Here is a 24,356-nt window from a genome sequence, read left to right on the forward strand (position 1 = left end):
CCCCGAGTTCCTAGACCCTTGGAGTTACCGTCTTCCGTTCCGCGACCGGCCTGCTCGACCTGTTGACACGGTGGCCACGACAAGATCGCCACGGCAGGTCGGTGATCACGGGCCCCGTACGGGGCCGACGTGACGGGCTTCGCTGCCCGAGTGGGCCGGCTGTCCGGGGACGGAAGAGCTGATCGGTCAGGGCGCTCAGTTCTCGAGCTCGGCGAGCCAGCGCAGGGCGCGCAGACCCGGCAGGAAGCAGTACTCGCCGCCCCGGGTGACGACGAAGCTCGGCAGGTTCCGCAGGCGGCGCCGGATGGGCCGCTCCGGGATGGTGACGCTGCCCGTCCCGTCGTGATGGCCGGCCACCGGGTCCTTTTCGCCCGGGTACCCGATGAAGTTGCCGTCGTTGACCCACTCGGACTTGATGAACTCGAACTGCCGGTCCAGGTGGGCGCAGATGAAGACCCCGATGAGGCCCCGGTCGGCGCCGTCGTCTTCGAGCACGCCCTCCGGCAGCGGCGGGCCGTAGCTGGTGCCGCGGCGGATGATGCGGTGCAGCCGGGCCTCCCCGACAATGGTGGAATCGCGCGGGTTCACCCGCCGGATATGCGCACTGGCAGGGCACTTGAAGCCGCGGTCGTCGTCTTTCCGGTAGAGGAAATCATTGTTGCGGCGCGGATCCGCGCCCAGGGCCGCGTCATCGTGCTCCGGGGAGAGGGTCAGCGGCGCCCCGCTCGGCCAGCGCCCGATCATCTTCGCCCCCAGGAGCGTCTCCTCCTCGGGGCTGGAGGTGTTCGCGCGCAAGTACTGGCGCCAGGCGGCCACTTTGGTGTGGAGCTTGCGGAGGGCGAGGTAGGTTCCGTTGCGCCCCAGGACCTCCGGCCGCGGCATGGGCGGCAGATTGCCGGTCTCATCGGGATAGCCGAGGATGAACTCGCCGGCCTTGACGGGGGTTTCCCGGGGATTGGAGCCGGGGATGCCGCTTCCCTCGATGCTCGGATAGCTGATTCCGTCGCGAAAGCCGAAGTTGGTGCGCCCGGTGGGGAGCTGGTGGACCTCGTGCTGCCAGATCACCTCGACACCGGGCAGCTCCTTCTGGGCGGCGAGGGCTCGCTTCAGCGCGTTCTCCAGACGTGCCCCATCGGGTGAGAGCGCACTCAGCACGATATGAACATCGGGGCTTCCGAACGGTGGCTCCCAATGGGCCGGATCGCTTTCGCCGGTGTCGCCGATCACGTCCGCGCGCGCCGCCATGCCCTGCTGGAACGCGAGGGGAAAGCTGTCGAGGGAGTCCTGGGGTACCCCGAGGGCTCGTAGTCCCTGGTAGGTGAAGGCCACGGCGACCCAGGCGTCTTGATTCGGGTCGGCACCGGGGAGTCCACCACCGATCGCCGGGAGCAGCCACCGCAGCAGGGCACGCCCGGCATGGCGGTCGTCGACGCGGAGGAAGAAGAACCTGCCCACGTACGGCGCCGGCCGGGGATGGAGCGCTCCACTCTGGATGTCGTCGATATCGAGACTCACACCGGGCACGCTGTTGCTTGTCGCCGAGTCCATGATTGCGGTGTCTCCCTGGTAGGTCTTCATGGGTAATAGCCTGGCTGGGAGACACCAGCACGGCATTTGTTTCGGGGCGCCGGGCCGCGGAGGGCGTGAGCTGTTCGCAGGCCTCAGCCCGCGGCTTCGTCGAGCAGCTTCTGGAAGGCCGGCGTGGCCAGCAGTGCCGCGTTGGCCGGATTGTCGAGCGCCGCCCGGAACTCGGGGGTGTCGAGCACTTCCTGGAACGCCTCGCTCACGCGTTGGTTCTTCCAGATCTGTTTGACGGTGAGTTCGGGGTAGGAACTGATGAAGGCGAGCGCAGGCGCCTGGTGGGCGACAAACCACTCCTTCGCCTTGGGGTCGGCAACGCCGGGGAATCCTTCCGAGTGCGAAAAGACCTTGTCGAAGTTATTCCCGACGACCGTCGTGGCGAAGTCGTCGATGTAGGTGTCCCAGGACCCGTCGAAGACGCTGGCGAACATGAACCGTGTGTCGTTGTCGAATATCACGTGCCGCGCGTCGTGCAATGTGCCGATCTGTTGCAGCGCCGCTCGATTCGCCTCGAACGCGTTCCTGATACTGGCGAGCGTCTCGCGCAGCGCATCCGCGTGGCCCGGCTTGATCTTGGTACAGACGGTGAATTCGCTGCACACCCCATCCTTCAGGCCTGGCCGCTCCGGCTGGCTTGTCTCTGTCGCAGCCATCGGTGTCCCTCCTTATTCGCGCCTGTTCCCGGAGTCCGAATCCTCGTGCCTCGCCAACGTATGACCGTCCCAACGACCGTGCAACCGCAACCAGTGAGGGGTCTATTCGCCGGAAGTGGGAATTCCCGTCACCGGCCGTCCGCGCGGTCAGGAGACGAGGATGCTGATGCCGTCGCCGAGCAGTTTCGCCCCGAGGACGAAGAACAGGGCCGCCATCACGGCGGCGTTGTGCCGGGCGGTCCAGTCCTTCCAGCTGCTGAGCACGCTCGTCGCCCGCTCGCCCGCGAACAGCAGGACCGCGAGTGGGGCCAGAAGTCCGAGGGATCCGATGACCACGAAGACCGCCAGCGATGCGACCTGCTGCCCGACGGGCAGCCCGGCCGCGCTGATCGAGGATGCTGCGGCGATGGTCAGCGAGGCGTTTTTGACATTGGCCGCCGACAGGGCCAGCCCGAGACCGGTGATCTTGATCGGTGTGAAGCGGTCGATCGCCGCCATCCACTTCGGAAGCTGCGCCTCCATGGCGGCGGTGGGGCGCCGACGCCACTGCCGCACACCGAACAGCACAAGCAGCAGTCCCAGCCCGGTCTTGAGGCCGCCCACCCAGGCCGCCGGCTGCTGGTGCCCGGTGGAGGCACCGCCCGACCCGCCGATCGCCAGCATCACCGCGCCCACCGCGGAGAGCCCCACGATCCAGCCGATGGTGAACAGCGGTCCGTTGAGCCGTCCTCGTGGCGTGACCAGCACCAGGATGACGGCGATGATCGGGAGCGGGCTGATCGCGACACCGGCCGCCAGGCCCAGCACATCACCGAGAACTTTGCCCATGGCGTCCTCCGGGCGGCGATCAGGGATGAACCGACCGGCCGGGCTCGGCCGAGCCGCCCCCGCCAAACTCCTCCGTGAGCTACCCGGACGCGCGCCGGGCGGGTGGAGAACCCCTCCACAGACATCATCGACCGCCTCGGCAGGCCGCGCGACATCAACAACAGGCGAGCCGGGCGGCCGTGTTCACCGCGCGGCAGCCTGTCGGCCGTGCCTACGCTGGTGGTGACCAGAGGTTGCGGGCAATCGCCGAGCCCGCGGGCCGACGGCGGCCGTGTGCGTCGTACGGCTCCGGCTCCGAACGTCAGGCGCCGCTCTCACGGGCGGAGCCGCCGATGAGAAGTGGTCGACTCATGTCATCACGGTTCATCCCCTACACCGCGGACGTCGAGGTCGCCGAACCCGACTTCGACGACAAGCTCCGGACAGTGATCGGGAAGACGGAGCGGTACATCACCGAGTCGGTCACAGCCGAGGGCACCGGCCTTGCGGTGCGTGACGCCCACGCCAAGGGGTACGGACTCGTCAGGGGAGAAGTCGAGATCCTCGACGGGGTCCCCGCCGAGTACGCACAGGGCATCTACGCGACACCAGGGCGGCACGACGCGCTGCTGCGCTTCTCCAACGGCTCACCGCATACCGGAGCCGACGCGCGACTCGGCCGCGCGACCGGACTGGCGCTCAAGATCTTCGACGTCGGCGGCCCGACCCTCCTGGACGACGAGCCCGACACCCGCACCTTCGACTACGCGCTCATCAACGCGCCGGTCTTCTTCTGCAACACCGTGGAGCACTACCTGTTCATCCAGGAGCTCTTCCTCGAAGCGCCCACCTATTTCGCCGCGGGGCCGCCCGGCCGGCATCGCTTCTACCGCGACTTCGTGACCGGCATGGGCACGCTGGACCAGGACGATTGGGCGTGGGACGAGTTCCTGGCCTTCCTCACCGTGGCACAGCGGCCCCTGGTGAACATTCTGCTGTCGACCTACTGGACGATGGGCGCGGTCCGGCACGGTGACCACATCGCCAAGGTGCGGATCGCCCCCGACCCCCGCTTCGCCGCCGCGGTGGTCCAGCGCACCCTCGACCTGACCTCGGCGGCAGAGGTCTTCCGGCCGGCTCTCGTCTCCGAACTGCGGGACCGGCCGTACGCGTTCGACATCCAGGTGCAGCTCTGCACCGGCCTGGACCGGATGCCGGTCGAGGACGTCACCGTCGAGTGGCCCGAGCAGCTGTCCCCGTTCGTCACCGTGGCCAGGCTGCGCCTCCCGCAGCAGGACATCTCGGACGAGGACAACCTCAGGAGGATGGACGCGCTCTCCTTCACCCCGTGGCGGGTGACGGCCGCACACGCGCCCCTCGGCAGCATCATGCGGGCGCGCAAGGAGGTCTACCGCCGCTCCTCCATCGTGCGTCACCGGCTCAATCGTCAGGAGCGCACGGAACCGCGCAGCGCCGACGAGGTGCTGCCGTAGAGCGGCCCTTACCGGAGCTGAACGAAGTGGGAAGTCGGAGGGGCCGACTTCCTGTGTCAGTGGGGGCGGGGGTGGAGGCGGGTGGGGTGCCAGGTGCTGTTGCGGCCGGCGGCTTCGCGGTAGGCGATGCGCTGGACGGCGGTGAGGAGGCGATAGAGGGAGAGGACGGCGTCGGACTCGTCCGCCTCGAAGCCGAGATGGTGGATGAAGTGTTCGAGCTGGGGCCAGTCGAAGTCATCCGGGGCTGAGGGGAGTTGGGTGGAGAGGTGGTGGCGTTCGGCGTGGGCGGTGAAGGCGGTGGAGACGGCGTAGTGGGTGGCGCTCAGGGCGTTGGCGAGCAGCATGTCGAGGGGTGGGGCGTCGGACATGACGGGGCTGCGCCTTTCCGAGGAGGGGTGAGGGTTGATCGTGGGCTCCTCACCGGTTGGTGAGGAGCCCACGGGCGTTGTGCGGGTCAGGCGTTGGGATCGGCGTGGTGGTCGAACTCGCCGGCCTTGGCGCCCTGGAGGAACTTGGCGAACTTCGTCGGGGAGGTGCGGACGATGACCTCGACCGTGTCGGACTCGCGGATCTCGACTATGCCGTCGACGGTGCGCACCTCCACGCAGTCGTTGCCCGAGCCGCTGAACGAGGATTTCTGCCAGTTGATGCCGGACATCCCTAACCCTTCAAGGTTGTTGGGGCGGGCATGAAGCACCCAAGGGAGCACACGAGCCCAGCGCCCGGTGCGGGCTGCAACGTTAGAGCCACCGTGCGTAGTGAATCAAGGGTGATACACAAACGGAGCGGCTCCTCACTCGGACGAGTGAGGAGCCGCAGGGCGGGCGCGGGTCAGCTGTTGAAGCCGGCGTAGTGGTCGAACTCGCCGGCCTTGGCGCCCTGGAGGAACTTGGCGAACTTCGTCGGGGTGGTGCGGACGATGACCTCGGCCGTGTCGGACTCGCGGATCTCGACCACGCCGTCGGCGGTGCGCACCTCTACGCAGGTGTCGGTGGCGCTACTGAAGGAAGCCTTCTGCCAGTCGGAACTGATCATCTTTTAATCCTTTGCATCTCGCGGGGCAGGGCATGAAGCGCCCAAGGAATCACACGAGCCCAGCGGCCTGTGCGTGCTGCAACGTTATGGCCACCGTGCGTAGTGAATCAAGTGTGATACACAAAGTGAAGCGGCCCCTCACTCGGACGAGTGAGGGGCCGCAGGGTGGGCGCGGGCTAGCTGTTGAAGTCGGCGTGGTGGTCGAACTCGCCGGCCTTGACGCCCTGGAGGAACTTGGCGAACTTCACCGCAGTGGTCTGAACGATGACGTCACCGGTGACGGATTCTCGTAGCTCGACAACCTCACCCGCGGTTCGTACTTCCATGCAGGTGTCGGTGGCGCTACTAAAGGAAGACTTCTGCCAATCGGTCTGCAACATCTCAATCCTTCAGGTTTTGAGCCGTCTCGCTGATTAGGTTGCGCGACTCCTCTTCGCTGAGGGCTGCCATCTCGATGCGGTTGAAGATGGCTCGATAGCTCTCAAGCTCGTTTGGGGAATCGAAGAAAGCGGGGCCTCGAGAGGTGTCAATTTCAATTGTGTCAAGCTCGGGAATGTCGCCGAAGCTGTAGATCAAGCTCTCGGTGGGCCCTGGGTGGGTGTGAACGGTGAAGGGGACCACGCGGATGCTGATGTTCTCCCGATGGGAGTCCTCGATCAAGCAGTTCAGTTGCTGCCGCAGCACGCTGGTGCCGCCGAACCGCGTGTGGAGGCATGACTCGTTGAGGTATGCCTCGATCTTCTTCTGTGGGTTCCGCATAAGAATGCTTCTGCGCTGCGTTCGGAAGGCAGTGTGCAGGTCGATCTCATGGACCGTGAGGCTTGGGATTTTCCGACCGAACACCCCCTTTGCGTAGTCGCCGGTCTGCAACAGTCCTGGAAGGAATGTTGTCGACCATACCTTCATGGACCCCGCAGCGAAGTCTTCGTGTTCGGCTGATTCGAGGAAGGTGCTGTGAAGCAGGCCGCGATACTCCTCCCACCAACCCTTCGTCCGGTCCTGTGTCATGTTGCCCAGTGCGTAGATGAGTGGATCGTTGAGGCACTTGCAGGCTCCAGCGATTGCTCGGATCCTCTGGCGACTGACGCCAGCCTTTCCGTTCTCCATCTGGCTGATCTGGCTCACATCAATGTCAAGAATCTTGGCGAGCTGGGGACCACTGAGTGCCGCAGCCTCGCGGATCCTGCGCAGCTCGGCGCCGAGTCGGCGTTGCCTCAGCGTCGGGTGTCGGCGTGGCGGCATTGGTTCCGTCCTTACGTGATGTGAGGCAAGTGTGCCGCGTGGCGGGAGCTTTGGTCCACCAAGAGTCTCCTAGTCACCACTTACGGGTGATGTTTGGGCGTATGAGTCTCACATGCGGGACTCTTGCTGTAGCGTCAGTCTCCGTCGGCACCCGATGCACCGTCAGTAATGCCTGCTTCAAGGGCGGTAGGTACCTGCTGCCCAGGCACCGCAGAGCAGCCACGCGTGGCCTCAACCAGTCACGCCCTGGCCTGGCTCACGGCGATGAGCCCGCCGACGCGCACTCATCCCAAACCCCCACGGAGGTCTCCCATGCGTGCCTTCAACCTGCCCGAACCGCCCGACTGGTCCGCTGCCCGCGCGGAGCTGAGTGACGCGATGTCCCTCGCCGGATGGCCGGACGACGCCATCTACGACGCCGAACTCGCCCTCCACGAGCTGTACTTCAACGCGTGGAAGCACGGCGGGAGCCCCGCGCCGACCGTCGTCATCCTCCTCCTCGAAGGCCGCAGCCTGCGCGTCTGCGTCAGCGACGACAACCCCGTGCTGCCCGAGCCGCACGAACCCACCGACCCGTACGCGCAGTCCGGCCGGGGCCTGCACCTGGTCCGCGAGCTCACCCACCGCTTCGGCACCACGCCCCGCAAGAACGGCAAAATCGTCTGGTTCGAGCTGGACGCCGCCGCGTGAACGACAACCGCGGCCGCCACCCGATCAAGCCCACCGACCCGCGCACCCGCGTCTACACCGAGGCCCAGATCACCAGCCTGATCGCCGAAGTCCACGAGCGCGGACGCAAGTTCGGCATCATCTTCCCGTCCGCCAGCACGGACCGGACCATGGACGGCCGGGTCCTCGTCAACTTCGGCACCGCGCCCTCCACCACTCTCCTCAACCTCCTGAACCTCCTCCTCGACGCCGGGCGGGGCGGTGACCCGTGGGAGTCGTGATCCCCCTCGCCACCACCCAGGCCGTGCACGTCGAGCGCACCACCGTCCCCTACCTCACCGTCGAACACGTCCCCGACGCCACCGTCCAGCTCCGCCTGGCCGTCGACCTCGACGTCCACGCGGGCCCCGGCGAACAGCTCGCCTTCCCGCTCACCCGCGACCAGGCCGAAGAGCTCCTCCACGGCCTCGCCGCCCACCTCGGCACCCGCGTCCTCGGAATCCGCCGATGAGGCCCGGCACCGCCGACTTCCTCGTCGCCACCGCCTTCGCGGTCCTCCTCGCCCTCGCCATCCTCACCGTCGTCCTCGGCGTCATCACCGCCCTCAAGGTCCACGACGTCGAGGAGGCGGCCACCGACGACCCCAAGCCCGCGACCCGAGCCACCACCCGCGGCATACCCGTCTGATCCACCCGGTCGAGCGGGCCCCTCGCCCCACGAGGGGCCCGCCGGTCGTCCGCCCGGCCCCGACGGCCATGGCGGAGCCGGGCGGATCGGCTCATGACGCGGTGCTCGTGGTGGTGCGGGTCAGGCGTCCGGGTCGGCGTGGTGGCCGAACTCGCCGGCCTCGACGCCCTGGAGGAACTTGGCGCGCTTCGCCGGGGAGGTGCGGACGATGACCTCGCCCGTGTGCTCTCCGCCGGAACCAGAGCCTTCCACCGCGCCCACCCACGGGCCCACACCCGCGCCGTTCCGCCGACGGCGAAGACCGGCCCGACCGGGCCCGACCATCACTACAGTCCGGTCTCATGACGACAGTCACCACACACACGGTCGAATACCCGGCCGACGGCCTGACGATGATCGGGCACCTCGCGCTCCCCGCCGGTGCCGATCGCCGGCCCGCAGTCCTGATCGGGCCCGAGGGGCCGGGCCTGAACGACTTCCAGCGCCGCCGGGCCGACGCCCTCGCCGAACTGGGCTACGTGGCACTGGCCTTCGACATCAACGGCGGGCGCTGGTTCACCGACCCGCAGGAGATGCTGGCGCACGTGACCCCGCTGCTCGCCGACCCCGACCGGATGCGGGGCATCGGCCACGCGGCACTCGACGTGCTGCGTGCCGAACCGCGGACCGACCCCGACCGGATCGCCGCCATCGGCTACGGCACCGGGGGCGCCATCGCGCTGGAACTCGGGCGCGACGGCGTCGACCTGCGGGCGATCGGGACGGTCAACGCACTGACCACGGGCCGACCGGGCGAGGCGGCGCGCATCCGTTGCCCCGTGTGGGCCGGGGTCGGATCGGAGGACCCGATCATGCCCGCCGGGCAACGGGACGCCTTCGCCGCCGAGATGCAGGCCGCGGGCGTCGACTGGCGCCTCGTGGTCTACGGCGGAGCCCAGCACGCCTTCCACCACCCGCCGGTCGACCAGACCGTGCTCCCCGGCGTCGGCCACCACCCGCGGCACGCGCAACGGGCCTGGCGCGACGTCGTCGACCTGCTCGCCGAGTGCCTGCCCGTGACGGAGTGAGCCAGGGCGTCAGGACTGCCATCGTCATGACGCGACAGCGGAGAAAGCGACATGGAGCCCGAGGCCCTGCATCACGGTAGTCGGCACCCACGTGACGGGCCGTGAAGGCGAAAGGCGACAGCGCTCGGTCACGCTTGCGTCTGTGGTTCCAGTTCCTCGCCGGGCGGGATGAAGGTGTCGGCGCTGTCGGCGTCCTCGACAACTCCGTAGGCGTCGCCCGGGGTTCTCGAACGACCTGGCTTTCGCGGAAGTCGCGATCACGATAGAGGCAGAACCTCCGGTAGAGGGGGTCCTGGGTTCCGCGGGCGGTGTGGATCCGTGCGAATCGTCGGCCACCGCCCGCGGAGTAGAGGAAGTGCCACCACCTGCGCGGTCTTGGCCCGCGGGCTCAGACGAGGGCGGCGGCCAGCAGGGCGAAGGCGGCGATGATGACGGCAACGCGGACGTAGTGGAAGCGGTTCCAGCGGTTCGTCTGCTCCTTCCAGTCCTCGGGCCGGTTCTCGGGGGTCCACGTCTTGCCCCGGTTGTTGATCGGGACGAGCAGCAGGAGCGACATGATCACGCTGAGGATCAGCAGCGCGGCGGCGGTGACGACGAGGCCGGTGCCGTGGTGGTGCCATCCGGCGATGGCCCAGACCGCGACGAGGACGAGCGAGCCGATGTACCAGACCGGCATCACGGCGCCGAGCATCCGGGCCCCGTGGGCGCGGCCGAGTTGGCCACTGTCACCGGGGAGTGCGTTGAGGATCGGGTTGATGACGAAGGCGACGGAGAACTCCACCCCCACCATCAGGCCGACGACCACGGTGGTGAACACCTCGAGTGCGTTGAGCATGATGACCCCTCCTGGCATCTAGTGATGCTAGCTGATGAGGCAACGCTAGCTCTGCTGCCGCTTGCTTGTCTAGCGATGCTAGGATCGAGTCATGTCGGTACAGGAACGCAAGCAGCGCGAACGGGCGGAGCGCGAACGCCTCATCGTGGCAACGGCCCGCGAACTCGCCGAGCAGCAGGGCTGGGACGCGGTCACCACCCGCCGGCTCGCCGAGCGCATCGAATACAGCCAGCCCGTCCTCTACAGCCATTTCCGCGGCAAGCGCGAGATCATCGGCGCCGTCGCCCTCGAGGGCGCCGCCGAGATGGCCGCGGCGCTGCGGGCCGCGACCTCCGCCGCGGACGGCCCTCGCACCCGGGTCACCGCCCTCGCCCGCACTTACCTCGACTTCGCCGAGCGCAACCCGGCGGTCTACGACGCCATGTTCCAGCTCGACGGCGGCCTGGCGTTCGCACACGAGGACACCCCGGAGCCGCTGAAGGACGCCTTCGCCGCCCTGCTGGAAAGCCTCGGCGAGGTCGCCGGGGACGGCGTCCACCCGGCACTGTTCACCGAGGTGTTCTGGGCGGCCCTGCACGGGCTGGCCACCCTGACCCGGGCGGGACGGCTGCCGCCGGCGGACGCCGAGCGGAGGGTGGAGCTGCTGGTGGACCGGCTCGCCATGGTCTGACCCACCGTCCGAACGGGCGGGCAGCCGGGGTCTTCCGGCCCGGCTGCCGGCCTACGGCATCGCTTCTGGTCACTCGCGCCCACGCGGCGCAGCCGCAGATCGCTTCGATTCACATGGCTGTTGTGCCACGGCCGTCGGAGGCCTGCGAACCGGGGAAGAGCCGACCGAGGTGGTAGTGCAGGACGGCGGTCGCGTCGTCCGCCGTCCGCTGCCCGAGCAGGACGCTGAGGCCGAGGCCGGCCGAGGCCGCCATGAGGACGACGGCCTCCTGGCGGGCGTCCAGCCGCGGATCGGTGTCGCCGGCCTGTCGGGCGTCGGTCAGGAGGCCGGCCAGGAAGTCCTCCATCTCGTTGGGCGCCGCGAGGAACGACTGGCCGGCGAGTGCGGGGTCGGTGACGGAGAGCACCGCGTACTCGGTGTGGACGAGGTGGAAGGTCCGGCTCTCCTCGTCGGTCGGTACGGCTTCGAGCAGGACCGCCTCGACGATGTCGCGCGGAGCCGGCGAGGGCCCGGCCGTCCTCACCCGGTCGCGGACCCGCTCGCCCATGCGCACGGCCAGGCGGGTCATCGCGGCGAGCAGGAGTTGTTCCTTGGTGTCGAAGTAGTACTGCACGAGCCGCACCGAGACGCCCGCCTCGATCGCGACGGACCGCATGGTGACGGCATGCAGCCCGGTGTCCGCCGCCGTGCGGAGCAGGGCGTCGATGATGTGGGCTCGCCGCTCCTCGTGATCCACCAGCTTCGGCACCGGACCTCCTTCGAATATTTTTATGGTACAAACATACCATCAAGCCCTGTTGTTTCGTGCACCGGGAGGGATCATGACCAGGACAGGCGTCGGACACTTCGTCAGCGAGGAAGCCCGGACGAAGTTCCTTGAGGCATACGACCGGGCGATGGAACTGTGGCCGCGCCCCCGCCGGGAACTCGATGTCGAAACCGCCTACGGCACCGTCCACGTCCACCACTACGGGCCCGGGACCGGCGAACCGATCGTGCTGCTGCACGGCCACGCCGGACACGCGTCCAACTGGTACCCGCAGATCGCCGCCCTGGGCGGGCACCACCCGGTCTACGCGATCGACACGCTGGACGACCCCGGCCGCAGCGTTCAGCGCGCCGTCGCAACGGGATCCAGGGAGAACGCCGCCTGGCTCGGCGAGGTCTTCGCCGGCCTCGGACTGGAAAAGATCCACCTGGTCGGCTTGTCCTACGGTGGGTGGCTGGCCCTCAATCAGGCCGTCCACGCACCCGAGCGCCTCGCCTCGATCGCACCGCTGGACCCGGGCGGCATCGAGAAGGTCCCCGCCCGGTTCTACGCGCACATGATCGGGGGCCTGTTCGGAATGCTCGCCCCACGGCGCTTCCGCCCCGCGCTGGGGCGCCTGCTCGCCAACCCCGCACTCGGCTCACCGCCCGAGATGATCGCCCCCCTGATGCTGGGCATGCGGACCTACAAGCCGAACACCCGCCCCGCGGCCAGGCCGTTCACCGACGCGGAGTTGAGCTCCATCGAGCTGCCCACCCTCGTCCTGCTGGGCAGCCGCAGCGCCCTCCTCCGGCCGCGCCAGGCCCTCAAGAGGGTCACCGCGCTGATCCCGGGAGTCCGGGCCGAGATCGTGCAACGGGCCGGCCACGGACTCAACCTGGACCGCCCCGGCCTGGTCAATGAACACCTGCTGCGGTTCATCACCTCCTGCCGGCAGGAGACACGGAGCCAGTAGCCGGGCAGGGGCGGTTCGCCGCCAGGTGGATGAGTTCGGAGTCGCTGGGCCGGGGTGGTCGTCCCGTCCGTCGAGTTCCTCCGGTCCCGTCGCCGGCCTTCACATAAAGTGGGGTCAAGAGGGTCTCCAAGTCGGGCGTCACAACCGGATCTTGGGGGCCTTCGCCACGTCCGTACGCCCGAAGTCCCGGCCTGTCGCTCGTATGAGCCCGGCCGCGCGTTGACCGAACGGAGCCCGACCGCCATGCCGGACACAACCTCCACCAGCCCCGGCCCTCGTGAGGTCCTGGCCCGCTACCAGCGGGCGATGCTGGACAAGTCCGCGGACGACCTGGCCGATCTGTACGCGGTCGACGCCGTCCACGAGTTCCCGTTCCTGTCCCCCGGCATGCCCGCGCGCTACCAGGGGAGCGAAGAGGTCCGCGCGGGCTACCGGGCGGCCTGGGGCGCGAGCCCGGTGCAGCCGAGGGAGATCCACGAAGTCGCCGTGCACGAGAGCACCGACCCCGAGGTGATCACCGTCGAGCAGGTCGTCACCGGGACCGTGGCCACCACCGGCCAGACCTTCAGCGTTCCCGGCCTCCTGGTGCTCCGGGTCCGCATGTCCGCGACTACATGGACGGGCTCGGCGTGGCCCACACCATGGGTCGACTGGACGCCGTGGTCGCCAGTCTCGGCGACCGCCGCTGAAGCCCTGACTTCGGACTCATTCGTCTGGAAACCGCCAGGTCTCCGACGCTCCCACGAGGGGCACCGCTGTTCCCCGCAGCCGGACGGTCGCCTCCGGTGATCCCGCCCGCCCCCCCGTTCCGAAGGCGAGGCGTCACCCTGCCCCGGCCCCCGGGGAGCGAGGTCTCCCGGAGTGGCAGGCCGAAGTCACCGGTGTCCCGCCCATCACCCGGTCGGGTGGTAGCCCGTTGAGCGCGGCGTGGTCGCCCACCGGCTTTCACCCCCGCGCGGTACTCCTTCTCTCGGCCTCAACCCACCTCCATCCCAAGGCAGGTACCCCCGTATGACCACGTTCCCCGTCCGGGCCGGCCGACTGGCCAAGGCAGCGCTGGTGCTCTCCCTCGCCCTCGCCGCCCTCCCGGCGGCGGCCGCGCTGCCCGCCTCGGCCGCGCCCGCTGTCGCCACAGTCCTCGCACCCGCCGACGCCATCTACCCGCCGCTGTCGGTGGAGGACCTCCCGGCGCAGGTCGGCCGCGCCTGCGCCATCTGGCGCGACCTCGACTGGCCCACCACCGCCAGGCCGGTGGACTACCGGATCCCCGGCCCCGAGTACATCCGCGGCGGCAACCCGTACGGCAACCGCAGCGGCGACCTCCCGGCCGGTGGCCAGTACCACGAGTACGATGTCAACCCGCGTCCCACCCCGACCACCCACCGCGACGCCGAGCGGATCATCCGCGACGAGGACACCCGGCAGGTCTGGTACACCGACGACCACTACGACAACTTCCGTGAGATCGCGGGCGGATGCTGACCGCCACCACCGCCCTCCGCGACCGTACGGGCGCCATCGCATGACCGACCCGACCCCGCTGGACCTGCTCGCGGCCGCCCGGTGGGACCTCCTGCCGGGCCGTCCGTGGGCCGGCCTGGCGGACCCGTGCACCAGCGGCGCCGTCCACTCGCACCGCGTACGCGGCGAACTCTGCCGGACCAAACCGGAGTTGTTCAACGAGTGGGCCAAAGCCCTGGCGTTCCCGGCCTACTTCGGCCACAACTGGGACGCCTTCGAGGAATGCCTCGCCGACACCCGTTACCCGCCCCGGCAGTCGGACCCGGCCGGGCTGCTGATCCTGGTGAGCGGCGCCGAGGCCGTCCTCGTCGATGAGCCGGTCCGCGAGCTGACGATCCTGCTCCAGGTCCTCGACACGGCCGCCACCGACGTGGGCCCGTCCCTGCGGGTGCTGTTCCTCAGCGACGACCCCGGCGCCGTGGAACGACGGCTGCGCGCGGCGACCCGGGCCATGTGAGCGGTCTGCGCCGACTCGAACGACGCCGGGCCGACCAGGGCGGCACGGCGAAGGGGTCCCACCGACCGGTGGGACCCCTTCGCGTGGGCGGGTCAGCCCGCCGCCGCCGGCCGGACCGCGACCGCGTCGATCTCGAAGAGCATCCCCGGCAGGGCGAGCGAGGCGACCCCGCTGAGCGTCTGCGCGGGCAGCCGGTCGCCCCAGGCCCCGGCCAGGGCCCTGCCGAGGACGGCCAGCTTCTCCAGGTCGTGGTCGACGATGTACGAGCCGAGCCGGACGACGTGCTCGAAGCCGAGGCCGACCCCGGCGAGCGCGGTGCGCAGGTTGGCGAGGGCGAGCTCCACCTGGGCGGCGAAGTCGCCGGGCACGACCTGGCCGGTGGCGTCGGAGGCGTACTGGCCGCCGATGAACACCGGTTCGCCGGGCGCGGAGGCGGCGTGGCTGTAGCCGAACGGCGTCGGGTCGTGCAGGCCGGGCGGGTTGGTGATGGTGCGGGTGTCGGTCACGGGGTTCCTCCCCTGTTGTCGGGCCGGGCCCGGTGCCGGGCGGTCTACGGCTCGGACCGGGCGGCTTCCTCCCGGGCGTCGCGCCAACTCGGCGACTCCAGGAAGTGGTTGTCGAAGAGGTCCTGCTTGGCGAGCAGCTCCTCGACCGTCGCCTCGCCCGCGCGGATGCGCTCCAGCAGGCGGAAGTAGTCGAAGCGCTCCACCCCGGGGGTGATCACGATCAGCAGGTCCGCCCCGGAGTCCGGCGCCGCCGCGAAGGCGTGCGGCAGATGGGGCGGCACCACCACGAGGTCGCCGCTCCGGGCGGTGACCACCTCGTTCCCGACCAGCACCTGGGCCGAGCCGTCGACGACGAAGAACAGCTCCGAGGAACCCCCGTGGTAGTGCGGAGTGGCGCCGTCCTTTCCGCGTCCCAGCGTGACGCGCAGGGTGCTCAGGGCGCCGCCGGTGGCGCTGGAGTCCGCCAGCAGCCGCCCCTTGCCGCCGAGCATTCCGACGGTCTCGGCTTCGTCGCCCCGCACCACCACGGCTTCCGGTCCGATCAACGTCATTGGCCTCTCCCCACAGTGAGCGCTCCGATAGTTCCCTGGCTGATAGTACTACGTCTAACTATCTCCCATCGAATAATATGCCCCTATGGATCACGTGGACGTCATGCTCGACCAGTGGAGCCGGGAGCGCCCGGACCTCGACCTGGCGGCGGTCGGCACCGTCGGCCGCCTCGGCCGCTTCGCGCTGCTCGCGGGCCGGGCGGTCGAAGAGGTGTTCAAGCAACACGGTCTCCAGCGCGGCGAGTTCGACGTCCTCGCCACCCTGCGCCGCTCCGGCGCCCCGTACGAACTGATGCCCTCCGAACTCGCCGCGCTGCTGCTGATGTCGCGGGCCGGCATGACCAGCCGGATCGACCGGCTGGAATCGGCGGGCCTGGTGGAACGCCGCACCGACCCGGCGGACCGGCGCAGCGTCCGCATCGCCCTCACCGCGGCCGGCCGCGCCCTCGTGGACGCCGCCTTCACCGACCACGCGGCCAACGAGACCGCGCTGCTCTCCGCCCTCTCGGACGAGGAACGGGCCGCCCTGGACGGGCTCCTGCGCAAACTGCTCGCCGACGTCGAGGGCGCGGAGAGCCCGGCGTCCTGACGGCCCCGCCCGATGACCAGGGCCGCCCGCGACCGGCCCGGCGACCGGCCCCGGCCGCCCCGGAACGCCGTCGGCCGCCGTACGCGAGGAACGCGTACGGCGGCCGACACCCGGTGCGCCCTGCCGTCCGTGACGACTACCGCACCCTGACGTACTCCGCCTCCGCCGCGGCCCGACGCGGCGTCTCCGGCGGTTCCGCCACGGCCGCGGCGGTGGCCGCGGCCGCCGGCCAGGCGGCGATCGGGTTGCCCAGCCAGCGCCCCCCGTCCGGGACCTTCTCACCGCGCATCACCAGCGAGGCGGGCCCGACCGTGGTGCCGGCGCCCAGCGTCGAGCCCGGCAGCACGATGCTGTGCGGGCCGGTGGTGGCGCCCGCCCGCAGCCGCACGGCGTCCAGCCGCATCACCCGGTCGTGGAACAGATGGGTCTGCAGCACCGTGCCCCGGTTGACGCTCGCGCCCGCCTCGACCGCGACCAGGTCGCTCTCCGGCAGCCAGTGCGTCTCGCACCAGACCCCGCGGCCGATCTCGGCACCCAGGCTCCGCAGCCAGAAATTGAGGTACGGCGTGCCGGTCAGCGTCTGACCGCCCCACGGCATGGCGAGATCCTCCACGAAGGTGTCGTACAGCTCGTTGCGCCAGACGAAGCTGGACCAGAGCGGGTGCTCGGCGGCCTTGAAACGCCCGACCAGCAGCCACTTCGCCACCGTGGTGACCAGGCAGGCGGCGATCGCGGCGGCGATCAGCACCACGCCGCCACCGGCCAGCGAGACGGCCAGCCCGTAGCGGTCCCGCAGCTCCTGGAGCGCACCGAAGACCAGGTTGCCGAGGACGACGGCGAGCGCCAGCGGGATGAAGCGGCAGAGCTCCACCGCCGCCCGGGCCAGCACCAGCCGGCGCGGCGGGTTGTAGGTGCGGCTGTCCTCGCCCGCGTCCGCCACCCGGGGGAGGGCGAAACCGGGGCGGCCCAGCCAGGAGGAGCCGGGCTGGCTGCGCACCGGCGCGTCCGAGAGGACGCCGACCAGGGCGTGGTCGGGCAGGGTGCGGCCGGGGCCGACGATGCCGGAGTTCCCCACGAACGCGCGGCGCCCGACGCGCGCCGGGCCGACCCGCAGCCAGCCGCCGCGCAGCTCGAACGGCGCGATCAGGGTGTCGTCGGCCAGGAACGCGCCGTCGTCCACCTGCATCAGCCCGGGCAGCGCCAGCACGGTGGAGGCCTCCACCCGGCGGCCGACCTTGGCGCCGAGCATCCGCAGCCAGACCGGGGTGAACAGGCTCGCGTAGAACGGGAAGAGCGAGCGGCGCGCGGTGTCGGTCAGCCGGCTGACCGCCCAGACGCACCAGGCCACCTTGCCGTGCGCCGGGTGGAAGCCGGGCCGGATCGGCCGGCTGAACAGCCGGACCAGCAGCGCCACCAGTCCCGCGTAGCAGGCGACCGTCACCACGGTCAGCAGCACGCTGGCGGGCAGGAGCTGGATCAGCGCGCCGCCGAGCGTGCGGTCACCGTCGATGATCGAGTAGAGCAGGACGAGCGCGGGGGCGGCGGCGACCACCGGGAGCAGGCCGAGGCCGAGCAGCCCCAGCCCGTACGCCAGGTCCCAGCGGCGGGAACGGGCGCGGCGGCGCAGCCGCGGCCCGTTCGGCGCGGGCCAGGCCGGGCGCGGTTCGGTGCTGGGCCGGGCGGGGGAGCCGTGCCAGAACCCGCCCGCCGGGACGACGCCCAGGACGCAGCTGCCGGGGGCGATGTCCGCACCGGCCCCGACCCGGGCGCCGGGCATCAGGGTGGACCGGGTGCCGATCCGGGCGCCCTCGCCGATCTCCACCGTTCCGAGGTGCAGCACATCGCCGTCCAGCCACCAGCCGGCCAGGTCGACCTCGCCCTCGACGGTGCAGCCCGCGCCCAGCCGGGCCAGGCCGGTCACCGGCGGCAGGGTGTGCAGATCCACGCCCTCGCCGACCTCGCAGCCCAGGGCCCGCGCGTAGTGCCGGGCCCACGGTGTGCCGGAGAGACCGGCCACCCCGAACGCGACCGCCGCCCGCTCGGCCGTCCACACCCGCAGGTGGACGGCGCCGCCCCGGGGGTAACTCCCGGGCCGCAGACCGGCGGTGAGCAGACGGGCGGTACCGGCGCCGAGCGCCATCCGGCCGGGCGCGCTGGAGAGCAGCAGCAGCCCGGTGATGACGAGCCACCAGGACGTCTTCGGGGCCCAGGTCAGGTTGCCCCCGGTCAGGTTGTCGAGCGCGGCCAGGGCCAGCACCCAGCGCAGCCCGCCGAGGGTGAACAGCGCGGCCAGCACCAGGGTCTGCCAGAGACCCGCGCGCAGCGGGGTGGGGCGCACCCGGCGCTCCTCGTGCGGACCGCCGCCCAGCTCGTCCAGCCGGGCCGCGAGACCGGGCAGGGTGGGGTGGGCGTAGAGGTCGGCGACCGAGACGTCGGGGTAACGGGCGCGCAGCACGGAGACCAGCTTGGCGGCGGCCAGACTGGTGCCGCCCAGGGCGAAGAAGTCGCCGTCGGCGCCCACGGGTTGGCCGAGCAGCGCCTCCCACTGCCCGGCCAGCCAGCCGGCCGTGCCGTCCGGGCGGGGCCCGGCCTCCGGCTGCGGGCCGGCCGGGGCGAGCGGCCAGGGCAGCGCGTTCCGGTCGACCTTGCCGGAGGTGCGGGTGGGCAGGTCGTCCAGCACCGCCAGCACCGGTACCAGGGACTGCGGCAGCCGCTCCAGCAGGGTGCGGCGGGCGGCGGCGAGGTCGAGCGTGCCGCCCGGGCCCGGTACCAGGTACCCGACCAGCAGCTGGCCCCCGGCCGGGGTGGTCCGCACCGCGGCGGCGGCCGCCCGGACCCCGGGCAGCGCCTGGAGCGCGGCGTCCACCTCGCCGAGCTCGATCCGGCGGCCGGCCAGCTTGACCTGCTCGTCGGCGCGGCCGACGAAGACCAGGCCGCGCGGGTCGTTGCGGACGAGGTCGCCGCTGCGGTACACCCGGGCGCTGCCGAGCCGCGGATGCGCGATGAACTTCTCGGCGTCCTTGGCCGGGTCCAGATAGCGGGCGGTGCCGACGCCGCCGATCAGCAGCTCGCCGGTCTCGTCCCAGCCCACCGGGTGGCCCGTGGCGTCCACCACGGCGATCTCCCAGCCGTCCAGCGGGGCGCCGATCCGCACCGGCTCGCCGGGCAGCAGCCGGGCGGCGGTGGCGACCACGGTGGTCTCGGTGGGGCCGTAGGTGTTCCAGAACTCGCGGTGGGGCGCGGCCAGCCGCTCGACCAGCTCGGCCGGGCAGGCCTCGCCGCCGACGATGACCAGCCGGACGGCGTCCAGGCACTCGTCGGGCCAGAGCGCCAGCAGGGTGGGCACGGTGGAGACCGCCGTGATGCCGCGCTCGACCAGCCACGGGCCGAGGTCCGTCCCGGCCTTGACCAGCGAGCGGGGCGCGGGCACCAGGCAGGCGCCGTGCCGCCAGGCCAGCCACATCTCCTCGCAGGAGGCGTCGAAGGCGACGGAGAGACCGGCCAGCACCCGGTCGCCGGGGCCGAGCGGGCGCTCCCGCAGGAAGATCCGGGCCTCGGCGTCCACGAAGGCCGCGGCCGAGCGGTGGGTGACCGCGACGCCCTTGGGCCGGCCGGTGGTGCCGGAGGTGAAGATGATCCAGGCGTCGTCGGCGGGGGAGGGGCGTCCGGGCCGGCCGCCGGGCGCGCACCGCAGATCGGCGGTCAGCTGCCTGCCCGCACCGATCACCGCGCAGACCCGGGCGTCCTGCCAGATCAACTCGGCCCGCTCGTCCGGGTCGTCGGCGTCGACCGGGACGTAGGCGGCGCCGGTCCGCAGCACGGCCAGGATCGCCACGTACAGGTCGGCGGTGCCCGAGGGGACCCGGACGCCCACCCGGTCGCCGGTGCCGATGCCGTGCGCGGCCAGCCGGTCGGCGAACCGCTCGACCTCGTGCAGCAGCGCCCGGTAGTCGAGGGCCGTTCCGCCGACGTCCAGCGCCGGCGCGTGCGGGTGGGTTCCGGCGGTTCTGGCGAGGATGTCCAGCAGGCTGCGGGGCTCCGGCGCTTCGGCCACCGGCCAGCCGGCTGCACGGCCCGGCGCGGGTCGGCGCAAGGTGCCCGCCCCGCCCGTGTTCTCGTGTGCGTCCATAGGAGTTTCTTCCTCAGATCCGTGTACAGAATGACGACGCGGATGAGCCGTTCCCCCGCACGGGAGCGGCAGCGCGCGACGATCTCGATGGGGGTAGTCGGACGGATGCCGCGCCCATTCACCATGACTCGCCCCGGGCGTGCGCGGATGCGGAAATGGCGAGACCAAAGGAAATTCTCATCATCCATCCCGACCATTGGCCTGGGGGAGTCGGCCACTCGGCCGAATTGGTGAATCCGCAGGTGGGGACCGTGTTTCGGCGTGTGAACACGCGGACGACACACTGGAACCGCACGAAAAATCGAATGGAAGTTCACATTCCCCGCACAGGTGGAGGGTTAGGCCGATTGGCCGTCCGGACGGTCACCCGGGAACTCGGCAAACTTCTGGATAAGCAATTCCCCCGTTTTGGTGAATTGCATACGGACCAGCCGGTAATCCCTCCCTGGGCACGGGCTGGGCACCGCCTGGGCACTGGCTGGGCGCCGCCGGTGGGCCGGTCGGCCGTACGTCCCCGGGTTCGAGATGCGCGTGCGGGTGACCTGTGCTTTCGGAACGTGGCGACCCGGGTACGGACTGCCACGAAGACGGGAGCCCCCGTTCCTTCGTCACCCCTTCCCCGGAGGTATCGACCATGCGACGTCTCGCAACCGTGTGCGCCACCCTCGCCGCGGCCGGAGCGATGGCCCTGGCCGTCCCCGCCGCCGCCCTCGCCGCGTCGGGCAACCTGTACGTCAGCGGCCACCGGTACCAGAACCCGAGCGGCTGTTACGACAGCGAGCGCTGGCCGCTGTCGGTCACCAACGACACCAACGAGGTCGCCTACGTCTACGAGCACGCGGACTGCCGGGGCCGGGTGCTGGGCATCGTCCGCCCGGGCGAGGAGCGCACCTTCGAGTTCGGGGCCAGCGTCTACATCAAGTGACCCCGGGCCTCGGGTCCGAGGCCGCGTCCGGTGATCGGGGCGGGTCCGCTGGGGTGGGCCCGCCCCGCCGCATGCCGACCGTCCCGTGCGGGCCGGCCCGGGGCGCGGGGTGCGGTCAGGGAGTGGCGGCCGGGGCCCAGACCCCTTCGCGTACACCCACCTTGCGGGCCGGGACGCCCGCCCAGATCTCGCCGGGGCCGGTGGAGCGGGTGAGGACGGCGTTGGCGCCGACGACGGTGCCGGCGCCGACGGTCAGCACGCCCGCCTTGCACACCACCTTGGCGCCCGCGCACAGCACCGCGCCGTCCTCGACCACCACCCGCCGCATCGCGCTGAGTTCCTGCGGCACCCACGGGTCGGCCCGGCCGATCGTCACGCCGTTGTAGAGCGTCACACCGGCGCCGAGCGTGGTGTACGGGTGCAGGACGGTGCCGAAGCCGCGGTGGAACACCGCCAGCCCGGGCCCGATGTCGACCGCCGCGGGCACCTCCACCCCGTACAGGGCGAGCGCCTCCTGGACCAGGCGGCCCAGGAGGCGGTGGCGGCGGCGGTAGATGAGCGCGGTGACGAGAGACATCCACCCATTGTGTCCGTGCGGTCACCCGGCGTCACGTCTGCCGGTCACCCGGACCCGGGAGCGGTCACTTGAACTCGGGGACCGCCGTGTCGTTCTTGAAGGCGTCGAAGACCTGCTTGGCCTTGGCGGTGTCCCACTTGACCGCGGACTCACCGGTGTTGGTGCGGTAGTTCGGGTCGGCGATCGGGACGGTGATGCTCCTGCCGTCACCGCCGTTGACGTCCTTCATCGCGAGGAAGAGGGAGCCGAGGTCGGTCAGACCGGCGTCGTCGTCGACGATCAGGGTGCCGAGGCCGGAGTCCACCAGCGGGTAGAAGGTGAACGGGTTGAGCACGGTGAGGGGGGAGGCGGCCTGCTTGGCGAGGGCGCCGAGGAACTTCTGCTGGTTGCGCATGCGGCCGAGGTCCTGGTCGGCCATCTGGTGGCGCTGACGGACGAAGGCGAGGGCCTGGGTGCCGGTGAGGTTCTGGCAGCCGGCCTTGAGGTCGAGGCCGGAGTCCTTGTCCTTGACGTCCTGCTCGATGCACATGTCCACGCCGCCGATCGAGTCGACGATGCCGACGAAGCCGGCGAAGCCTATCTCGGCGTAGTGGTCGATGTGGATGCCGGTGTTCGTTTCGACGGTCTGGGTGAGCAGCCTGCCGCCACCGGCCGCGAAGGCCGAATTGATCTTCGCCGTCGACGACTTGACGGTCTTTCCGTTGTCGCCGGGGTGCTCCGGTATCGGCACCCAGGAGTCCCGGGGGATGCTCATCAGGGTGTTCCCGTTGTCCCCGACGTGCAGGATCATCATCGAGTCGCTGCGCTTGCCGCCCGCGTGACCGGTGTGCAGGTCCTCCTCCTGGGAGTCGGAGAGGCCGTCCCTGCTGTCGGAGCCGACGATCAGCCAGTTGGTGCCCTTCCCGGCGGCCGGGCGGCCGGGGTAGTCGGCGAGCACGTTCTCGTGGTTCAGCTTGGAGTCGGCCCAGAACCAGGTGGAGACCGAGGTGACCATCAGGGCGGTCAGGACGCCGAAGACCGACCACTTGACGATGCGGCGCCGGGGCCAGCGCGACGGGCCAGGGGTGGCGGGCGGCCGGGTGCCGCCCGGGGTTATCGGACCGCCGGGCCCGCCCGGGCCGCCCGGGCCGCCCGGACCAGGCCGGCCGGGCGCCCCCGGACCCTGCGGCGGTACGCCCCCGGGCCGGGCCGGCTGCCCGTACCCCTGCGGCGGCGGCCCGTAGCCCTGCGGGGCCCCCGGCGACTGCGCGGGCGTCCGGGCCGGCTGCCCGGACGGCTGCGGCCGGCGCGGCGCCGGAGCGCCCGGGCCGCGCGGGTTCAGCGACGACGGCAGCGGCGGCTCGGCCCCCGAGCCGCCGCCGCGCCCGTACGCGCCGCCGCCACCACCGTTGCCGCCGCCGTACGGGTTCCCGCCGCCCCCCGGGCGGCCCTCCTGCCACGTGTTCATGTGGGAGAGGATGCCCGACGCCGGCCGCGGTGACTCCCCCCGGGGCCCCCACCAGGCCCCTTGTAGCGGTTTTGATGCACGGGCCGGATCGTTCCACCGCATCGTCCCGAAGCGCCCGCGGCCGGGCCCCGACCGGGTCCGCGGCCCGGCCCGGTGCGGCCGCGGCCGTCTCACCATGCGTCTCACCCTGTGTTCACCAGCCGGAACGATCCTTGACCGGCCGGAACGCTGCGTGTTTGCATGACTGCCATGGATCAGCGATGGACTCTCACGCGTCGGCGTCACGTCGACCTTCAGCGTGTGTCCTGCTCCCTCTGTCGTGGCTGACGCGCGCCCGTCGAACCCTCTCCGTCCTCCCCGCTCCGCCGCCGCCTTGCGGCGGCTTCAGCGTTGCGCCGTTTCCGTCCTTCCCGACGCTCCGCCGTCGTAGCGCCGTCCCCGCTTCCTGCCCCGAGGTGAACCCCATGGCCACCGTCCTGTCCGTCTCCGGCTCCCCGTCCGCGACCTCCCGCACCACCCGCCTGCTGCGCCACGTCGACGCGCGGCTCGAAGCCCGGGGCCACCACGTCGTCCCGTTCGAGGTGCGCAGCCTGCCCGCGCACGCCCTGCTCTCGGGGGACTTCTCCCACCCCGACATAGTCGCGGCCACCGAACTGTTCGCGCGGGCGGACGGCGTGGTCATCGGGACCCCGGTCTACAAGGCGGCCTACTCGGGCCTGTTGAAGACCCTGCTCGACGTGCTGCCGCAGTACGCGCTGACCGGCAAGGCCGTCCTGCCGCTGGCCACCGGCGGCTCCGCCGCGCACGTGCTGGCGGTGGACTACGCGCTGCGCCCGGTGCTCAGCTCGATGGGCGCCGGCCACATCACCCAGGGCTGGTTCGTGCTCGACCGCCACATCGCCGTCGGGGAGGACGGCGGCACCACCATCGAGCGGGAGACGGACGTGCTGCTCACGCCGGTGGTCGAGGCGTTCGCGACCGCGCTGGAGCGGCTCGCCGCACCCGCCCTCACCGCCTGAGGAGAATTGACGCGCCGTCAGGAATTCTCCCGTACGGGCCGACCCTGAGGAGGGGCGGCGCCCCCCCCCCCCCGGGCCCCCCCCCCCCCCCCCCCAACCCCCGGGGGGGGGGGGCGGCCCCCCCGGGGGGGGGGGGCGCCCGGGCCGGCCGCCGACATGAGTGAAGCGCACG

At 71.1% G+C, this 24,356-nt stretch carries 31 protein-coding genes; 15 read left to right on the forward strand and 16 right to left on the reverse strand.

The window, feature by feature from the left end; all coding sequences use genetic code 11:
- Positions 1 to 195 precede the first annotated feature (195 nt).
- The 3 genes from ACIP82_RS12340 to ACIP82_RS12350 all read right to left on the reverse strand — a co-directional run bounded on the left by ACIP82_RS12340 (position 196) and on the right by ACIP82_RS12350 (position 3,062).
- Positions 196 to 1,578, reverse strand: coding sequence for a Dyp-type peroxidase (locus ACIP82_RS12340; RefSeq protein ID WP_363605755.1), 1,383 nt, complete (start codon positions 1,576 to 1,578; stop codon positions 196 to 198).
- Between the two features lie 83 nt (positions 1,579 to 1,661).
- Positions 1,662 to 2,234, reverse strand: coding sequence for a hypothetical protein (locus ACIP82_RS12345; protein ID WP_400653239.1), 573 nt, complete (start codon positions 2,232 to 2,234; stop codon positions 1,662 to 1,664).
- A 147-nt stretch (positions 2,235 to 2,381) separates the two neighbouring features.
- Positions 2,382 to 3,062, reverse strand: a complete 681-nt coding sequence (locus ACIP82_RS12350) for a GAP family protein (RefSeq protein WP_363605759.1) — start codon at positions 3,060 to 3,062, stop codon at positions 2,382 to 2,384.
- A gap of 350 nt (positions 3,063 to 3,412) precedes the next feature.
- Here ACIP82_RS12350 and ACIP82_RS12355 point away from each other — a divergent pair, with 350 nt between their 5' ends.
- Positions 3,413 to 4,534: a catalase family protein gene (locus tag ACIP82_RS12355; protein ID WP_400653241.1), complete on the forward strand. Its 1,122-nt coding sequence runs from the start codon at positions 3,413 to 3,415 to the stop codon at positions 4,532 to 4,534.
- Between the two features lie 56 nt (positions 4,535 to 4,590).
- Here the strand turns inward: ACIP82_RS12355 and ACIP82_RS12360 are convergent, their stop codons facing one another.
- From ACIP82_RS12360 to ACIP82_RS12380, 5 genes are all read right to left on the reverse strand, one after another.
- Complete coding sequence (locus ACIP82_RS12360) at positions 4,591 to 4,902, reverse strand: hypothetical protein (protein ID WP_400653243.1); 312 nt, start codon at positions 4,900 to 4,902, stop codon at positions 4,591 to 4,593.
- 86 nt (positions 4,903 to 4,988) lie between these two features.
- Positions 4,989 to 5,192: a DUF397 domain-containing protein gene (locus ACIP82_RS12365; protein WP_400653245.1), complete on the reverse strand. Its 204-nt coding sequence runs from the start codon at positions 5,190 to 5,192 to the stop codon at positions 4,989 to 4,991.
- A 173-nt stretch (positions 5,193 to 5,365) separates the two neighbouring features.
- A complete protein-coding gene (locus tag ACIP82_RS12370; protein WP_400653247.1) occupies positions 5,366 to 5,569 on the reverse strand; it encodes a DUF397 domain-containing protein in 204 nt (67 codons plus the stop codon).
- Between the two features lie 176 nt (positions 5,570 to 5,745).
- Positions 5,746 to 5,949, reverse strand: a complete 204-nt coding sequence (locus ACIP82_RS12375) for a DUF397 domain-containing protein (protein WP_400653249.1) — start codon at positions 5,947 to 5,949, stop codon at positions 5,746 to 5,748.
- A gap of 1 nt (position 5,950) precedes the next feature.
- Positions 5,951 to 6,811 (reverse strand): helix-turn-helix domain-containing protein, encoded by an 861-nt coding sequence (locus ACIP82_RS12380; RefSeq protein ID WP_400653251.1) that lies wholly within the window; start codon positions 6,809 to 6,811, stop codon positions 5,951 to 5,953.
- Positions 6,812 to 7,123: 312 nt separating this feature from the next.
- Here ACIP82_RS12380 and ACIP82_RS12385 point away from each other — a divergent pair, with 312 nt between their 5' ends.
- Genes ACIP82_RS12385 through ACIP82_RS12400 form a run of 4 tightly spaced genes read left to right on the forward strand, consistent with a single transcriptional unit; the run spans position 7,124 to position 8,167 of the window.
- Positions 7,124 to 7,501 carry an ATP-binding protein gene (locus ACIP82_RS12385; protein WP_400653253.1) on the forward strand — a complete coding sequence of 126 codons (378 nt, stop codon included), beginning with the start codon at positions 7,124 to 7,126 and terminating at the stop codon, positions 7,499 to 7,501.
- Positions 7,498 to 7,761, forward strand: coding sequence for a hypothetical protein (locus tag ACIP82_RS12390; RefSeq protein WP_363605770.1), 264 nt, complete (start codon positions 7,498 to 7,500; stop codon positions 7,759 to 7,761). The genes ACIP82_RS12385 and ACIP82_RS12390 overlap by 4 nt, the downstream gene beginning before the upstream one ends.
- Positions 7,749 to 7,991 carry a hypothetical protein gene (locus tag ACIP82_RS12395; protein WP_400653255.1) on the forward strand — a complete coding sequence of 81 codons (243 nt, stop codon included), beginning with the start codon at positions 7,749 to 7,751 and terminating at the stop codon, positions 7,989 to 7,991. The genes ACIP82_RS12390 and ACIP82_RS12395 overlap by 13 nt, the downstream gene beginning before the upstream one ends.
- The gene (locus tag ACIP82_RS12400; protein ID WP_363605773.1) at positions 7,988 to 8,167 is read left to right on the forward strand and encodes a hypothetical protein; all 180 of its coding nucleotides are present in this window, start codon (positions 7,988 to 7,990) and stop codon (positions 8,165 to 8,167) included. The genes ACIP82_RS12395 and ACIP82_RS12400 overlap by 4 nt, the downstream gene beginning before the upstream one ends.
- 120 nt (positions 8,168 to 8,287) lie before the next feature.
- Here ACIP82_RS12400 and ACIP82_RS12405 read toward each other — a convergent pair whose 3' ends face one another.
- Complete coding sequence (locus ACIP82_RS12405; protein ID WP_400653257.1) at positions 8,288 to 8,419, reverse strand: hypothetical protein; 132 nt, start codon at positions 8,417 to 8,419, stop codon at positions 8,288 to 8,290.
- Positions 8,420 to 8,508: 89 nt separating this feature from the next.
- Between ACIP82_RS12405 and ACIP82_RS12410 the strand changes: the two genes are divergently transcribed.
- Positions 8,509 to 9,234 carry a dienelactone hydrolase family protein gene (locus tag ACIP82_RS12410; RefSeq protein ID WP_400653258.1) on the forward strand — a complete coding sequence of 242 codons (726 nt, stop codon included), beginning with the start codon at positions 8,509 to 8,511 and terminating at the stop codon, positions 9,232 to 9,234.
- Positions 9,235 to 9,622: 388 nt separating this feature from the next.
- On the opposite strand, the gene ACIP82_RS12415 is transcribed toward ACIP82_RS12410, so the two are convergent.
- The gene (locus tag ACIP82_RS12415; RefSeq protein ID WP_400653260.1) at positions 9,623 to 10,069 is read right to left on the reverse strand and encodes an anthrone oxygenase family protein; all 447 of its coding nucleotides are present in this window, start codon (positions 10,067 to 10,069) and stop codon (positions 9,623 to 9,625) included.
- A gap of 91 nt (positions 10,070 to 10,160) precedes the next feature.
- Here ACIP82_RS12415 and ACIP82_RS12420 point away from each other — a divergent pair, with 91 nt between their 5' ends.
- On the forward strand, positions 10,161 to 10,739 hold the full coding sequence (locus ACIP82_RS12420; protein WP_400653262.1) for a TetR/AcrR family transcriptional regulator: 579 nt from the start codon (positions 10,161 to 10,163) through the stop codon (positions 10,737 to 10,739).
- Between the two features lie 109 nt (positions 10,740 to 10,848).
- On the opposite strand, the gene ACIP82_RS12425 is transcribed toward ACIP82_RS12420, so the two are convergent.
- Positions 10,849 to 11,487: a TetR/AcrR family transcriptional regulator gene (locus ACIP82_RS12425; protein WP_400653264.1), complete on the reverse strand. Its 639-nt coding sequence runs from the start codon at positions 11,485 to 11,487 to the stop codon at positions 10,849 to 10,851.
- A gap of 73 nt (positions 11,488 to 11,560) precedes the next feature.
- Here ACIP82_RS12425 and ACIP82_RS12430 point away from each other — a divergent pair, with 73 nt between their 5' ends.
- The 4 genes from ACIP82_RS12430 (at position 11,561) to ACIP82_RS12445 (ending at position 14,441) form a co-directional block, all read left to right on the forward strand.
- Complete coding sequence (locus tag ACIP82_RS12430; protein WP_400653266.1) at positions 11,561 to 12,463, forward strand: alpha/beta fold hydrolase; 903 nt, start codon at positions 11,561 to 11,563, stop codon at positions 12,461 to 12,463.
- A gap of 243 nt (positions 12,464 to 12,706) precedes the next feature.
- The gene (locus ACIP82_RS12435; protein ID WP_400653267.1) at positions 12,707 to 13,252 is read left to right on the forward strand and encodes a nuclear transport factor 2 family protein; all 546 of its coding nucleotides are present in this window, start codon (positions 12,707 to 12,709) and stop codon (positions 13,250 to 13,252) included.
- A 222-nt stretch (positions 13,253 to 13,474) separates the two neighbouring features.
- The gene (locus ACIP82_RS12440) at positions 13,475 to 13,945 is read left to right on the forward strand and encodes a ribonuclease domain-containing protein (protein ID WP_400653269.1); all 471 of its coding nucleotides are present in this window, start codon (positions 13,475 to 13,477) and stop codon (positions 13,943 to 13,945) included.
- A 40-nt stretch (positions 13,946 to 13,985) separates the two neighbouring features.
- The gene (locus ACIP82_RS12445) at positions 13,986 to 14,441 is read left to right on the forward strand and encodes a barstar family protein (RefSeq protein WP_363605787.1); all 456 of its coding nucleotides are present in this window, start codon (positions 13,986 to 13,988) and stop codon (positions 14,439 to 14,441) included.
- A 92-nt stretch (positions 14,442 to 14,533) separates the two neighbouring features.
- Here the strand turns inward: ACIP82_RS12445 and ACIP82_RS12450 are convergent, their stop codons facing one another.
- Together ACIP82_RS12450 and ACIP82_RS12455 are read right to left on the reverse strand one after the other, a co-directional pair.
- Positions 14,534 to 14,947, reverse strand: a complete 414-nt coding sequence (locus ACIP82_RS12450; RefSeq protein WP_400653271.1) for a RidA family protein — start codon at positions 14,945 to 14,947, stop codon at positions 14,534 to 14,536.
- A gap of 44 nt (positions 14,948 to 14,991) precedes the next feature.
- Positions 14,992 to 15,498, reverse strand: a complete 507-nt coding sequence (locus ACIP82_RS12455; RefSeq protein WP_063352400.1) for a cupin domain-containing protein — start codon at positions 15,496 to 15,498, stop codon at positions 14,992 to 14,994.
- Positions 15,499 to 15,583: 85 nt separating this feature from the next.
- On the opposite strand from ACIP82_RS12455, the gene ACIP82_RS12460 reads away from it, so the two are divergent.
- Positions 15,584 to 16,087 (forward strand): MarR family transcriptional regulator, encoded by a 504-nt coding sequence (locus ACIP82_RS12460; protein ID WP_363605790.1) that lies wholly within the window; start codon positions 15,584 to 15,586, stop codon positions 16,085 to 16,087.
- A 136-nt stretch (positions 16,088 to 16,223) separates the two neighbouring features.
- Here ACIP82_RS12460 and ACIP82_RS12465 read toward each other — a convergent pair whose 3' ends face one another.
- Positions 16,224 to 20,216, reverse strand: a complete 3,993-nt coding sequence (locus tag ACIP82_RS12465) for a Pls/PosA family non-ribosomal peptide synthetase (protein ID WP_400653274.1) — start codon at positions 20,214 to 20,216, stop codon at positions 16,224 to 16,226.
- Positions 20,217 to 20,850: 634 nt separating this feature from the next.
- On the opposite strand from ACIP82_RS12465, the gene ACIP82_RS12470 reads away from it, so the two are divergent.
- Positions 20,851 to 21,141 carry a hypothetical protein gene (locus ACIP82_RS12470; RefSeq protein WP_363613157.1) on the forward strand — a complete coding sequence of 97 codons (291 nt, stop codon included), beginning with the start codon at positions 20,851 to 20,853 and terminating at the stop codon, positions 21,139 to 21,141.
- Between the two features lie 115 nt (positions 21,142 to 21,256).
- Here ACIP82_RS12470 and ACIP82_RS12475 read toward each other — a convergent pair whose 3' ends face one another.
- The gene (locus ACIP82_RS12475) at positions 21,257 to 21,718 is read right to left on the reverse strand and encodes a hypothetical protein (RefSeq protein WP_400653276.1); all 462 of its coding nucleotides are present in this window, start codon (positions 21,716 to 21,718) and stop codon (positions 21,257 to 21,259) included.
- Positions 21,719 to 21,782: 64 nt separating this feature from the next.
- Complete coding sequence (locus ACIP82_RS12480; protein ID WP_400653278.1) at positions 21,783 to 23,165, reverse strand: LCP family protein; 1,383 nt, start codon at positions 23,163 to 23,165, stop codon at positions 21,783 to 21,785.
- 249 nt (positions 23,166 to 23,414) lie between these two features.
- On the opposite strand from ACIP82_RS12480, the gene ACIP82_RS12485 reads away from it, so the two are divergent.
- Together ACIP82_RS12485 and ssuE are read left to right on the forward strand one after the other, a co-directional pair.
- Positions 23,415 to 23,492 carry a putative leader peptide gene (locus tag ACIP82_RS12485; protein WP_359810240.1) on the forward strand — a complete coding sequence of 26 codons (78 nt, stop codon included), beginning with the start codon at positions 23,415 to 23,417 and terminating at the stop codon, positions 23,490 to 23,492.
- 137 nt (positions 23,493 to 23,629) lie between these two features.
- Positions 23,630 to 24,184, forward strand: coding sequence for an NADPH-dependent FMN reductase (ssuE, locus tag ACIP82_RS12490; RefSeq protein ID WP_400653280.1), 555 nt, complete (start codon positions 23,630 to 23,632; stop codon positions 24,182 to 24,184).
- The last annotated feature ends 172 nt before the right edge of the window (positions 24,185 to 24,356 follow it).

The organism is Kitasatospora sp. NPDC088548, assembly GCF_044753005.1.
GTDB lineage: Bacteria > Actinomycetota > Actinomycetes > Streptomycetales > Streptomycetaceae > Kitasatospora.

Coding starts and splice junctions, on each gene's coding strand:
- ACIP82_RS12340 (WP_363605755.1), bottom strand. CDS start 1,578: ATGAAGACCTACCAGGGAGACACCGCAATCATGGACTCGGCGACAAGC.
- ACIP82_RS12345 (WP_400653239.1), bottom strand. CDS start 2,234: ATGGCTGCGACAGAGACAAGCCAGCCGGAGCGGCCAGGCCTGAAGGAT.
- ACIP82_RS12350 (WP_363605759.1), bottom strand. CDS start 3,062: ATGGGCAAAGTTCTCGGTGATGTGCTGGGCCTGGCGGCCGGTGTCGCG.
- ACIP82_RS12355 (WP_400653241.1), top strand. CDS start 3,413: ATGTCATCACGGTTCATCCCCTACACCGCGGACGTCGAGGTCGCCGAA.
- ACIP82_RS12360 (WP_400653243.1), bottom strand. CDS start 4,902: ATGTCCGACGCCCCACCCCTCGACATGCTGCTCGCCAACGCCCTGAGC.
- ACIP82_RS12365 (WP_400653245.1), bottom strand. CDS start 5,192: ATGTCCGGCATCAACTGGCAGAAATCCTCGTTCAGCGGCTCGGGCAAC.
- ACIP82_RS12370 (WP_400653247.1), bottom strand. CDS start 5,569: ATGATCAGTTCCGACTGGCAGAAGGCTTCCTTCAGTAGCGCCACCGAC.
- ACIP82_RS12375 (WP_400653249.1), bottom strand. CDS start 5,949: ATGTTGCAGACCGATTGGCAGAAGTCTTCCTTTAGTAGCGCCACCGAC.
- ACIP82_RS12380 (WP_400653251.1), bottom strand. CDS start 6,811: ATGCCGCCACGCCGACACCCGACGCTGAGGCAACGCCGACTCGGCGCC.
- ACIP82_RS12385 (WP_400653253.1), top strand. CDS start 7,124: ATGCGTGCCTTCAACCTGCCCGAACCGCCCGACTGGTCCGCTGCCCGC.
- ACIP82_RS12400 (WP_363605773.1), top strand. CDS start 7,988: ATGAGGCCCGGCACCGCCGACTTCCTCGTCGCCACCGCCTTCGCGGTC.
- ACIP82_RS12410 (WP_400653258.1), top strand. CDS start 8,509: ATGACGACAGTCACCACACACACGGTCGAATACCCGGCCGACGGCCTG.
- ACIP82_RS12415 (WP_400653260.1), bottom strand. CDS start 10,069: ATGCTCAACGCACTCGAGGTGTTCACCACCGTGGTCGTCGGCCTGATG.
- ACIP82_RS12420 (WP_400653262.1), top strand. CDS start 10,161: ATGTCGGTACAGGAACGCAAGCAGCGCGAACGGGCGGAGCGCGAACGC.
- ACIP82_RS12430 (WP_400653266.1), top strand. CDS start 11,561: ATGACCAGGACAGGCGTCGGACACTTCGTCAGCGAGGAAGCCCGGACG.
- ACIP82_RS12435 (WP_400653267.1), top strand. CDS start 12,707: ATGCCGGACACAACCTCCACCAGCCCCGGCCCTCGTGAGGTCCTGGCC.
- ACIP82_RS12440 (WP_400653269.1), top strand. CDS start 13,475: ATGACCACGTTCCCCGTCCGGGCCGGCCGACTGGCCAAGGCAGCGCTG.
- ACIP82_RS12445 (WP_363605787.1), top strand. CDS start 13,986: ATGACCGACCCGACCCCGCTGGACCTGCTCGCGGCCGCCCGGTGGGAC.
- ACIP82_RS12455 (WP_063352400.1), bottom strand. CDS start 15,498: ATGACGTTGATCGGACCGGAAGCCGTGGTGGTGCGGGGCGACGAAGCC.
- ACIP82_RS12460 (WP_363605790.1), top strand. CDS start 15,584: ATGGATCACGTGGACGTCATGCTCGACCAGTGGAGCCGGGAGCGCCCG.
- ACIP82_RS12465 (WP_400653274.1), bottom strand. CDS start 20,216: ATGGACGCACACGAGAACACGGGCGGGGCGGGCACCTTGCGCCGACCC.
- ACIP82_RS12470 (WP_363613157.1), top strand. CDS start 20,851: ATGCGACGTCTCGCAACCGTGTGCGCCACCCTCGCCGCGGCCGGAGCG.
- ACIP82_RS12475 (WP_400653276.1), bottom strand. CDS start 21,718: ATGTCTCTCGTCACCGCGCTCATCTACCGCCGCCGCCACCGCCTCCTG.
- ACIP82_RS12480 (WP_400653278.1), bottom strand. CDS start 23,165: ATGAACACGTGGCAGGAGGGCCGCCCGGGGGGCGGCGGGAACCCGTAC.
- ACIP82_RS12485 (WP_359810240.1), top strand. CDS start 23,415: ATGGATCAGCGATGGACTCTCACGCGTCGGCGTCACGTCGACCTTCAG.
- ssuE (WP_400653280.1), top strand. CDS start 23,630: ATGGCCACCGTCCTGTCCGTCTCCGGCTCCCCGTCCGCGACCTCCCGC.